Genomic DNA, 9,691 nt, shown 5'->3' with positions numbered 1-9,691 from the left:
GATGAGCGTGTCCTGGCCGCGGCTCGGGCCAAAGCCAACGCCGAGGGCACCTCGCTGGGCCGAGCCGTCTCTGACATTGCTTTGACGGCGCTGGCCGGTAGGCCGGCCCCGCCAGACGGGTTCCCCCTGTTCGACGCCCCTCCCGGCCACGTCATTACTGATCGGATGGTGGTGAGGCATCGTGACGACGAACCGTGATGCGCCTGCCGGTTTCCTGCTTGATGTCAATGTGCTGATAGCGCTAACCAACCCGGCCCATGTCCACCACCAACGCGCCCACCAGTGGTTCGCAGTGGTGGAACGCTGGGCCACCACTGCGATGACCGAGGCCGGATTTGTCAGATTGATGCTCAATCGGGCCGTCACTGGAACCACCTGGTCAGGCCGGTCGGTGCTCGACGCGCTGGCCAGCCTCAGGGCTCAATCCGGCCATTTCTTCATCACCGACTCGTCGTCGCTGTCCGCACCCAGCATTAACTTGGCCGGACTGGTCGCACCGGCACAAGTAACCGATCTCCATCTAGCCAACCTGGCCGCCAGCGCCAAGGTCCAACTGGCCACCTTCGACAAAGGCATCAAGGAAGCCCTGCTGCCCGAAGACCGGATTTGGGTCCACCTCATTTAGCCGCTTGGCCCAGGCGCCAGCACTGATTCCGTGGGACTAGACTCCACGGAATTGGGCCAGTTTCTGCAGCCCGACTCCGCGGCATCGGCCAATTGTATGTTTTGCATGAAAATCATGTAATGTATGTGAAAGAGGCCCGAGGCGGCCAAACGACACTCGACTACAACAGGAGGCCAAGATGGCAACCAATCCAACCAGTCCGGGCAGCTTTCCCTGGCAGCACCTACCGCGCCCCGGCCGTATTTACGGCGCCGCCACAGTTTCTGAGCGCGGCCAGATTTCCTTACCGGCCGACGCCCGGCGGGAACTCGGCATTGAAGCTGGCGACAAGCTGATGGTCTTTGGCAACAAGGTCAACGATTCGGTCGTCCTGATCAAGGCCGATGTCTTTGAGAAGTTCGCCGATTTCTTTATGGCCAAGCTAAACAAACTTGGCACCAGCACCCAAAGCTTTATGGAAGCCTTCACCGCGGCGGCGGATCAAGAAGCCGCTGACCAAACCTCAGGCGAAGACGAGCCCAAGGCGCCTGGAGATGCCAACGTAGACTCATCGGCATGAGCCAGCCGGGAACAGCCCGTTACATCAGAACACTCGGGCTGGCCCTGCGTTTCGCCGTTGAACTATGGGTGCACAAGCGCCTGGGGCACCTGCGCCGGTCACGGCAAGCCAAAGCCACCAGCGCCCTCTACACCCGCCAAGCCAGGCAATTCGTTCGTTTTGCCGCCCAAATGGGCGGGTTGATAATCAAAGTTGGGCAGTTCCTATCTGTCCGGATCGACTTGATGCCCAAGGAGTACATCGAGGTTCTGTCCGAGCTGCGTGATGCCGTGCCGCCGGTGCCAACTGATCAGATTGTCGAAGTGATCGAGGCTGAACTGGGGCAACCACTGGCGTCGGTCTACACCAGTTTTGACCGCGAGCCAGTGGCGGCGGCCTCCTTGGGACAAGTTCACCGGGCTCGCTTGCCTGATGGCGCTGACGTCGCCGTCAAGGTACTCCGGCCTGGGATTGAGGATCTGGTTGAGACCGATCTGCGCAGCCTGCGAGTGCTGCTGCGCTGGCTTGGTCGACTGACTGACCTGGGTCGCTACACTGATCTGGCCGGCTTGGAGGCCGATTTCGGCGCCACCTTTTCTGACGAACTTGACTACGTCAAAGAAGCCCATAGTGCCGAGGCCTTTCAACGCGAACTGCTGTTCAACCCGCATGTTGATATCCCCCGGATCTACTGGCCGCAGTCAACCAAGCGGGTGCTAACCATGGAATACATGGCCGGGGTACCAATCGACGACCTGGCGACTATCGACGCCTGGGGCCTTGACCGGAACAAACTGGCCGTCAGCCTGGCCGGCTTGTTCTTCGAGATGGTCATCGAATCCGGCCACTACCACGCCGACCCTCATCCAGGAAACGTTTTTGTGCGCCAAGACGGCACCATCGAGCTGATCGATTTCGGCATGGTGGGCCAGGTCACGCCTCAGGCCCGCCAGGAATACACCTGGCTGGTGGCGGCACTGGTCAGGCGAGACGCCGCCGGCATTGTCGCTTCGATGAAATCGTTGGGCTTTCTTGGGCCTGGGGCAGACACCCGCGGGCTGGCTGATTTGATTGCGCCTTATATAGACACCCTGGTGGGCGAAGTGGCCGGCTTCTACACCGGAGCCTCATTTCTCGACGCCATGATGGATGGCTCCGTCCAATTGTCGATTGACTCTGAGGTCCTAGGCCAAATCCAGCGGTTCATTTATGCCCAGCCCATCAACCTGCCAGGCCAAACCACTTTCCTATTCAAATCCCTGATCACCGTGATTGGCCTGTGCCTGGTCTTGGACCCTGAACTGGACATGCTGGCCACAGCCACACCCTATGTGGCGAACAAGGGATCAACCTTCTCAATGCTGACCGAGGCGGCTAGCAAGCTCTTGACCAATCCGGTCGAGGCGGCGGCTGGCCTGGTTCCCAGGGTGCGCCGGATGGGCGAAATGGTCACCCGGCTGGAGGATGGCAGCTTTGAAGCCGACTTCGGCGCCATGCTCGATGCCCGCATGGAACAGCACCAGCGCCGGCAAAACCGGCAGTTCAGACGTACTGTGGCCGTGGCCGGCGGCCTGGCGGCGCTGTTCCTTGGCCTAAAGCGCCGCCAGCGCAGCAGCTGAACTAAGGCGGCAACTCCCCCACTGCTGTTACGGCCCATAGCCGCCAGGTCGGCCGCGCTGCCTTGTCAATTGGTTAGTCCCGGCGATAGACGTCTTTGCGGTGGCCAAGTGTGACCACGACCACCAACAGAACGTTGTCGTGCACGGCGTAGATGATCCGGTAGTCCCCGACTCTGACTCTCAGGCCGTCGCGCCCTTGCAGCCTGATTGCGCCTGGTGGCCGGGGGTCAATGGCCAGGAGCGAGATCGCGGCCTGGATCCGAGCCTGTTGCCCCGGGTCGATCTTGCGCAGCGCCCGCATGGCGGCCGGACGCACTTCAATGCGGTAAGCCAATGCTAGGCCCAGCCCAAATCAGCCTTGGCCTGCTCCCAGGGTAAGTTTTCGCCTTCTTCTGCCATGGCTGAATCGAAGGCAGCGATGTCATCGAGGTCGTCTTGGGCGTCGCAGATCTGCTGGAACTGGTCAACTTCGACAATCACCGCGGCGGCCTTGCCTCTCCGCTCGATGACAATGGGCTGGCGCGCTGCCTCGTCCAAGACGGCCGCCAGATTGCGCCTAGCCTCGGCGACACTGACAGTCTTCATGCCCCTACTGTACATTGCCACTGCCTAAATGTACATCTTTGCACTTCAAGGGCTTCGACAGGCTTCCCTTCGGCGACACCCGTTCCGGCGACACCCTTGTGACTACAATTATGTACATGACGACACTGCCGCTGGCCGAAGTCCGCAAAGAGCTCTCCAAACTCATCGACAGCGCCGTGTCCACCCATCAGCGGATCGATGTGACCAGGAACGGCCGCCGCGAGGCGGTCCTACTCAGCGCGGCCGATTTCGACGCCCTGATCGAGACACTTGATGTGCTGGCTGACGCGGACGCCGTCCGCGAGCTCGCTCAGGGTCGAAAGGAGATGGCCCAGGGCACTTGGTTCAGCACTGACGACGTGGCCGGGGCGATGCGGGAAGCGGGACGTTTGTGACCTATCAGGTGCGCTGGTCGCGCCAGGCAAAACGGGCACTGACCGACACCCTGCCTAAACCGGTGGCGGCTGCTTGCTGGGCGTTTGTCGTTGGACCGCTGGCGGCAAACCCCCGGCGTGTCGGCAAACCGTTGCGACCTCCCCTAGCTCCGGCCTGGTCCGCTCGGCGGGGCGAATTCAGGGTGATCTACGACATCGACGACAAAACCGTGGTCATACAAGTCATTCGAATCCAGCACCGCCGCGACGCCTACCGAACCTGACGTCGCGGCGAAACAAACTGCCGTTTGTCTGACATATTTGCTGTTTGTCAGACATTCAGGGTAGGGTCGGTCCATGGACAATAGGTTGACAAAACGCGAAGTCGCTCGTGACACCGCCCGCGCCCTGGCACTAGTTGACCGGGTTGGGCTGGTCACGGTAACTGAACGCGGCGCCAGTCGCTGGGACATTACCCCCCACCGACAGACTCGCGCAAGCCGACTCCAGGACTTGCCGGGCTACGCGCCTCCTGCCGCGACGCCTCCACCTTGGCCAAGGCGCGGCATCGGACCTAGGCGCACAACAGCGGTTGCCGCCAGGATTCTTGACGAACAACGCGGTGACCACTAGTGCCACTGTTCTACCTAGACGCGTCCATTGGGATCCAAGCGCTACTTGAGACGCCCCATCGCCAGCGGCTGATTACCTGGATTGACCATTCGGACAATGAGTTTGTCTCCTCGCGGCTGTTGCGCACCGAGATTGTTCGGGTCCTCAGGCGTGAGGGTGAACCCGTGTCAACGGGCGAAGTTCTATTGGCTCGAGTTGGACTGTTCGACATAACCGAGAAGATCCACCAGCAGGCCGAAGCCATTTCCTCACACATCAGAACCCTTGACGCGCTCCACCTGGCTACGGCCTTGCTAATCCCCGAAGTTGTCACTGTCGCTACCCACGACAGCCTCATGGCTAAGACCGCTGGCCTGATGGGTTTGCCAGCTGTTGACCCCATCTCAGAACTGGGCGCCTGAGGCCGACCAGTGGTCCGGGATCCGAACCCCCGGTCTGATCAGCCGTCCGGCCACCTGCTAGCTGCGATGCACGGTGATAGTTGGGCCGGTCAGCTCAAGCGCCACCTCGACACCGAGCCGGCGGCGGAATTCCGCGTCATGGCTGACCACTAGAACCGCCCCACGGTACTGGCTGAGAGCTTCGATCAGCTGGTCTACCGATGTCAGGTCGAGGTTGTTGGTTGGCTCGTCCAAAATGAGCAACTGTGGTGGCGGCTGGGCCAAAAGCAAACGAGCCAAGGCGACCCGGAAACGTTCGCCGCCAGACAGATCGGCCACGGGGCGGAAGACGGCATCGCCCCGGATCAGCAGGCGGGCCAGATTTGATCGCACAGCTGCTGGCGTCGCGGACGGTGCCGCCGCCAGGACATTGTCAAGAGCACTAGACGCCTCGTCTAGGTTGTCGAACCGCTGCGGCAAATAGCCAACCCGCGCCGTGGCCAGGCTGGCCTTAGGTAGGTCAAGCTGGCTGGGCCGCAACCCAAGCATGGCCTCGATCAGGCTGGTTTTGCCCACGCCGTTGCGCCCGGTCAAAGCCACCCGCTCGGGGCCCTGGACAATGAACTGCTGATCAGCCCAGGCCAATGTCAAGATCGTTCGGGAAGAGCTAACACCGGGATCCGGCAGGTCAATGCTGATGTGCTGCTCGCGCCGAACCTTGTCCGTCGCCTCGGTCAGGGCTGACTGGGCGGCGGCCAGACGGTCTGCCGCAATGCCTCGCGCCCGCCCGGCGTTTTGTTCGGCGCCACCTTGTTGGCGGTAACGGGCGCTTTTGCCCAGTCCTTCGCCAAGGGCCTTTTTCCGGCCGTTGGCCAAGGAGCGGGCGGTTCGCTCGACTGTCGCTGCGCGCTGATGTTTGGCCAGGCGCACCTCCTGGCGGGCTGCTTTGACGGTCTGGGCGGCGGCCGCCTGCTCGCCGGCCTTGGCTTGGCGCCATTGCGAGTAGGGCCCGCCGAATACCGTCAGCTGGTGGTCATAGAGTTCCGCTGTGGCGTCCATCAGTTCAAGCAGCCCGGTGTCGTGGCTAGCCACCACCAAAGTGCCCGGCCAGGTCCGCAACATGTCGAGCACTAACGCCCGCATCGCCTGGTCGAGGTTGTTGGTCGGCTCGTCCAGCAGGGTGATGGCTGCCCGCCGCAAACGGACTCCGGCCACGGCCAGTGCCATGGCCTCGCCGCCTGAAAGCGTGCTGACCAGGCGATCGGCACTGATGCTGGTCATGTTGCCGCCGGTTTGCCGGACAGTTCGCAAGGCTTTTTCAACCCTGGCTTCGATATCCCAGTCCTCCCCTAAGGCCTCGAAGTGGGCAGGGTCAACCGAGCCGGCCTCAATTGCCTGCCAGGCCTCGAGCTTGGCCTTGACGCCAAGTAGGTCGGCGACAGTATCGCCAGCGCTCAAGGTAATTGACTGAGGCAGGTAGGCCACCTGACCTGCCTCAAGGCTGCCTTCGGTGGGCCGCAGCTGACCGGCGATCAGGCGCAACAGCGTCGATTTGCCGCAGCCGTTACCACCGACTAAACCGGTCCGCCCCAGGCTAAAGGCGCCGGTGACAGAGTCAAGGACCAGGCCGCCATCGGGCCAGGCAAAGGTGAGATGAGAAAAAGTGACAGGTGAATTCATGACGGCTCCGGATCGCGGCTGAGGAGTCCGCTGGCAACCAGCGGCTCCGTGGTGCGCCAAGCCACCACCGGGTTGTTCACCAGCCCCGTGGGGTTCAGCGCGAGTTAGATACCGCTGCCGTCCGTCACTTGGTTGTCCTTAGAAGTAAGCCCGCCTCGCCTGTCACGCGAGGCCCGTCGGTAGCCGATGCTACCAGCGCCCGGTAGCCAACCGGCCCGGTAAGCGGGCTAGAGTCTTGAGCAAGCCGCACCTCAGTTTGACAGGGCAGACGTATATGGACATCAACCGCATCTTTACCATCCGCGAATCCGGCCACCGCATCCACAATCCCTTCACTCCCAACCAGCTCGCCCTGCTGGGCCAGGTACTCCGTCTAGAACCAGGGGCCACCGCCCTTGACCTGGGCAGCGGTTCGGGGGAAATGCTTTGCACCTGGGCCCGCGACCACGCCTTGACCGGAACCGGTGTTGACCTTTGCGCCATGTTTACCGAGCAGGCCAGGGCGCGCGCGGTCGAACTTGGCGTGGCTGATCGCGTCCGGTTTGTCCATGCCGACGCCGCCGGCTATGTCACGCCCGATGCCGAAGGGCCAGTTGACCTAGCCGCTTGCGTTGGGGCGACTTGGATTGGTGACGGCGTGCCCGGCACGGTCGAGTTACTGGCCCAAAGCCTCAGGCCCGGCGGGATCATGCTGATTGGCGAGCCCTACTGGCGCCAGATGCCCCCGGACCAGATAACCGTAGAGGAGTGCGAAGCGGCTGGCCCAGATGATTTCCTGATTCTGCCTGAGCTGCTGGAACAGTTTGGTGGCTTGGGTTATGACGTGGTCGAAATGGTCTTGGCCAATCAGGACAGCTGGGATCGCTACCAGGCGGCGCAATGGCTGACCATGCGGACCTGGCTCGACGCCCATCCAGATGACGACATGGCTGGTCAAGTCCGCGCCGAATTGACGGCCGAACCGGCTCGCTACGCCCGCTCCACCCGTCAGTATGTTGGTTGGGGCGTTTTCGCGCTGCGCGCGCGTTGAGCCGCAGTGGGCACTAAGTTGGTGGGCATGAACGACATCACCGCTGCGAAGAAGATGGTTGGAGCCGCCCAGCGGATTGTTGTACTGAGCGGCGCGGGCATTTCGACCGGCGCCGGCATACCTGATTTCCGCGGACCGCAGGGCGTGTGGACCAAGAATCCGGCGGCCGAGCGGGTCTCTAATCTCGATGACTACCTGCATAGTGCCGAAGTCCGCAAGGTCGCCTGGCAACGCCGCGACGAAATGTATATGCAGGCCGCCCACCCGACCGCGGCGCACCAGTCGATCGTCGATCTCGAGACGGCTGGCAAGCTCTTGGCCATAGTCACCCAAAACACCGATGGCTTGCACCTGGCGGCTGGGAACAGCCCTGACAGGGTATTGGAGATGCACGGCAACATTCGGAGCTGGCGTTGCGAAGACTGCGGCGCCACCGGTCCGATGGCGGATCAGCTGGCTCGCTTGGACGCCGGGGAGGAAGACCCAGATTGCCCCAAATGTGGTGGCATCACCCGGGCCACGGTCATCCTATTTGGCGAGATGCTTGACCCTAGGCCGTTAGAACGGGCCTACCAGGTGGCCGGTGAATGCGACCTGATGGTCGCCATTGGCACAACCCTGGTGGTCCAACCGGTGGCCTCTTTGGTTTCGGTCGCCCTGCAAGGCGGGGCCAAGGTGATTATCGTCAACGCCGAGGCCACACCCTACGACTCCCAGGCCAATTCGGTTCTGCGCGGCGACATCCAAGACGTCATCCCTGAGCTGTTGGCCAGCACTAACGGGACACAAATACACTCAAAACAGGAGGAACAATGACCGCACCAATGGGCGCGCCGGTGCCAGATTATGTTGGCGAAGAAGTCCAGATCGGATCAGGCTTTGGCGGCATGAAACCTCTGGCGCAACACGGCAGAATCGTCATTGCGCAGGGGGCACTGACCCTCTATGGCACCAAAGGTGACGTCATCGACTCCGCGCCGCTGGACCAGGTCCAGCTCAAGAAAAGCAAAGTGACAATTGGCCAAGGTGCCGTGGCTCAGATGAATGGGAAGAAGTACTTCATCGCGGTTGGCCACGGTGCCAACCTGGGCGATCCGGATGCTGAAGCTGTCGCCCAAGTCGCCAGTGCGATTTCCGCCACACACGGGTTTATCAAGGCCTTCGAGCTGGCCGCCGGCCGAAGCACCTAGCCCCGAGCGCCTACTACCGCGCCTGCACGAATTGCTGGCGCCAAAACGGTCGGGTCGTCATGCCAGTCGATGACCGTCAACGAACCGGCAACCCGCCTCGGTGTATGATGTGAGTATCATATATTAGGAGGCAGGTGTGGCAGGAAAGCCCGTGACCCTTTACCTTGACTTGGACGTCATCGACTCGGCCAAGTCGGAGGCCGCCCGCGAAGGCATCTCTCTTTCGGCCTACGCCAACCGGAGGCTGGCCACGGGTCGACGAGCTTGGTCAGCAGACCTGCTGGAGTTGCTCGGCTCCCTCGGCAACGAACCGCTCGAAGCCCCCGAGGAACTGCCTTGGGAGACCGATTCTGACAGGGATTTCGTGTGATTCTGCTTGACACAAGCATCTGTGCCGACCTGCTGCGCGGCACCTCCAGATCGGCCTCCCAGCGACTACTTTGCTGCGACCCGTCGGAGGTCAGGATTCCCAGCGTTGTCGCCTCCGAGTTGCTGTTCGGCGCCCGCAAGGGCGGCTCGGGCAAGGCACTCGAGGCAGCCAGGGCGCTGGTCGCCAGCATCGGCGTGGTGCCATTTGACGGTCCGGCGGCTGAACACTATGGAATCATCCGCAACAAGCTGCAAAAAACCGGCAAGGCCATTGGCCCCAATGACATGCTGATTGCAGCCACCGCCGTCTCGCTCGGCGCCACCATTGCCACGGCCAACGTGGATGAGTTCTCGCGCGTCCCGGGCTTGGTGGTGGAAAACTGGCGAGAAGTGCCTAAATAGCCACCACCCAGCAAAATCACCATCCAGATCGAGCCCACCTAGCCGGCCAACCCGTCATCGCGCGCCGGCGGCGTTAAGCAGGGCGGTGGCGAACCCCCGGAGTGGCATGGAAGGATGCTCCGGGGGTTCAGCTGTGTTGTGCTGATTCACTCATGACTACACAACCCCTTTCACACCATGTGTCGTAGAGTCTTGATCCTCTATCTCCTTCAAAACCTCACCCAGACGCTGCCTCGCCCGGGCCAGCCGCATCCCAGCCCCCTTAG

Annotated in this window: 15 protein-coding genes; 12 read left to right on the top strand and 3 right to left on the bottom strand. The window is 62.0% G+C overall.

Annotated elements, in window-relative coordinates:
* The 4 genes from FWD29_09220 to FWD29_09205 form a co-directional block, all read left to right on the top strand.
* Positions 1-198, top strand: a 198-nt coding sequence (locus FWD29_09220) for a hypothetical protein (GenBank protein MCL2804110.1), incomplete at its 5' end; no start/stop codon positions are given.
* The gene (locus FWD29_09215) at positions 182-625 is read left to right on the top strand and encodes a VapC toxin family PIN domain ribonuclease (GenBank protein ID MCL2804109.1); all 444 of its coding nucleotides are present in this window, start codon (positions 182-184) and stop codon (positions 623-625) included. The genes FWD29_09220 and FWD29_09215, both read left to right, overlap by 17 nt.
* Positions 626-803: 178 nt before the next feature.
* On the top strand, positions 804-1,184 hold the full coding sequence (locus FWD29_09210) for an AbrB/MazE/SpoVT family DNA-binding domain-containing protein (protein ID MCL2804108.1): 381 nt from the start codon (positions 804-806) through the stop codon (positions 1,182-1,184).
* Positions 1,181-2,782 carry an AarF/UbiB family protein gene (locus tag FWD29_09205; protein MCL2804107.1) on the top strand — a complete coding sequence of 534 codons (1,602 nt, stop codon included), beginning with the start codon at positions 1,181-1,183 and terminating at the stop codon, positions 2,780-2,782. Before FWD29_09210 ends, FWD29_09205 begins: the two co-directional genes overlap by 4 nt.
* A 73-nt stretch (positions 2,783-2,855) precedes the next feature.
* On the opposite strand, the gene FWD29_09200 is transcribed toward FWD29_09205, so the two are convergent.
* Positions 2,856-3,116, bottom strand: a complete 261-nt coding sequence (locus FWD29_09200) for a type II toxin-antitoxin system RelE/ParE family toxin (protein ID MCL2804106.1) — start codon at positions 3,114-3,116, stop codon at positions 2,856-2,858.
* Positions 3,117-3,118: 2 nt separating this feature from the next.
* Positions 3,119-3,367, bottom strand: a complete 249-nt coding sequence (locus FWD29_09195; GenBank protein ID MCL2804105.1) for a type II toxin-antitoxin system Phd/YefM family antitoxin — start codon at positions 3,365-3,367, stop codon at positions 3,119-3,121.
* A 116-nt stretch (positions 3,368-3,483) separates the two neighbouring features.
* On the opposite strand from FWD29_09195, the gene FWD29_09190 reads away from it, so the two are divergent.
* From FWD29_09190 to FWD29_09180, 3 genes are all read left to right on the top strand, one after another.
* Positions 3,484-3,762, top strand: a complete 279-nt coding sequence (locus tag FWD29_09190; protein MCL2804104.1) for a type II toxin-antitoxin system Phd/YefM family antitoxin — start codon at positions 3,484-3,486, stop codon at positions 3,760-3,762.
* The gene (locus tag FWD29_09185; protein MCL2804103.1) at positions 3,759-4,025 is read left to right on the top strand and encodes a type II toxin-antitoxin system RelE/ParE family toxin; all 267 of its coding nucleotides are present in this window, start codon (positions 3,759-3,761) and stop codon (positions 4,023-4,025) included. Before FWD29_09190 ends, FWD29_09185 begins: the two co-directional genes overlap by 4 nt.
* A 348-nt stretch (positions 4,026-4,373) precedes the next feature.
* Positions 4,374-4,775, top strand: coding sequence for a type II toxin-antitoxin system VapC family toxin (locus FWD29_09180; protein ID MCL2804102.1), 402 nt, complete (start codon positions 4,374-4,376; stop codon positions 4,773-4,775).
* A 57-nt stretch (positions 4,776-4,832) separates the two neighbouring features.
* Here FWD29_09180 and FWD29_09175 read toward each other — a convergent pair whose 3' ends face one another.
* Positions 4,833-6,434: an ATP-binding cassette domain-containing protein gene (locus FWD29_09175; protein MCL2804101.1), complete on the bottom strand. Its 1,602-nt coding sequence runs from the start codon at positions 6,432-6,434 to the stop codon at positions 4,833-4,835.
* Positions 6,435-6,690: 256 nt separating this feature from the next.
* On the opposite strand from FWD29_09175, the gene FWD29_09170 reads away from it, so the two are divergent.
* From FWD29_09170 to FWD29_09150, 5 genes are all read left to right on the top strand, one after another.
* Positions 6,691-7,464, top strand: a complete 774-nt coding sequence (locus tag FWD29_09170; protein MCL2804100.1) for a class I SAM-dependent methyltransferase — start codon at positions 6,691-6,693, stop codon at positions 7,462-7,464.
* Between the two features lie 27 nt (positions 7,465-7,491).
* Positions 7,492-8,280, top strand: coding sequence for a Sir2 family NAD-dependent protein deacetylase (locus FWD29_09165; GenBank protein ID MCL2804099.1), 789 nt, complete (start codon positions 7,492-7,494; stop codon positions 8,278-8,280).
* Positions 8,277-8,654 carry a hypothetical protein gene (locus FWD29_09160; GenBank protein ID MCL2804098.1) on the top strand — a complete coding sequence of 126 codons (378 nt, stop codon included), beginning with the start codon at positions 8,277-8,279 and terminating at the stop codon, positions 8,652-8,654. Before FWD29_09165 ends, FWD29_09160 begins: the two co-directional genes overlap by 4 nt.
* A gap of 136 nt (positions 8,655-8,790) precedes the next feature.
* Complete coding sequence (locus tag FWD29_09155) at positions 8,791-9,024, top strand: hypothetical protein (protein ID MCL2804097.1); 234 nt, start codon at positions 8,791-8,793, stop codon at positions 9,022-9,024.
* Complete coding sequence (locus FWD29_09150; GenBank protein ID MCL2804096.1) at positions 9,021-9,425, top strand: type II toxin-antitoxin system VapC family toxin; 405 nt, start codon at positions 9,021-9,023, stop codon at positions 9,423-9,425. Before FWD29_09155 ends, FWD29_09150 begins: the two co-directional genes overlap by 4 nt.
* The last annotated feature ends 266 nt before the right edge of the window (positions 9,426-9,691 follow it).

The organism is Micrococcales bacterium (assembly GCA_009784895.1).
GTDB lineage: Bacteria > Actinomycetota > Actinomycetes > Actinomycetales > WQXJ01 > WQXJ01.
The sequence above is the reverse complement of the archived record's forward strand: the minus strand, read 5'-3'. Positions and strand labels throughout refer to the sequence as shown.

Bases quoted from the DNA above. Each gene is read 5' to 3' on its own strand.
- FWD29_09175 (MCL2804101.1), bottom strand. From the start codon at position 6,434: ATGAATTCACCTGTCACTTTTTCTCATCTCACCTTTGCCTGGCCCGAT.
- FWD29_09160 (MCL2804098.1), top strand. From the start codon at position 8,277: ATGACCGCACCAATGGGCGCGCCGGTGCCAGATTATGTTGGCGAAGAA.
- FWD29_09205 (MCL2804107.1), top strand. From the start codon at position 1,181: ATGAGCCAGCCGGGAACAGCCCGTTACATCAGAACACTCGGGCTGGCC.
- FWD29_09165 (MCL2804099.1), top strand. From the start codon at position 7,492: ATGAACGACATCACCGCTGCGAAGAAGATGGTTGGAGCCGCCCAGCGG.
- FWD29_09195 (MCL2804105.1), bottom strand. From the start codon at position 3,367: ATGAAGACTGTCAGTGTCGCCGAGGCTAGGCGCAATCTGGCGGCCGTC.
- FWD29_09190 (MCL2804104.1), top strand. From the start codon at position 3,484: ATGACGACACTGCCGCTGGCCGAAGTCCGCAAAGAGCTCTCCAAACTC.
- FWD29_09210 (MCL2804108.1), top strand. From the start codon at position 804: ATGGCAACCAATCCAACCAGTCCGGGCAGCTTTCCCTGGCAGCACCTA.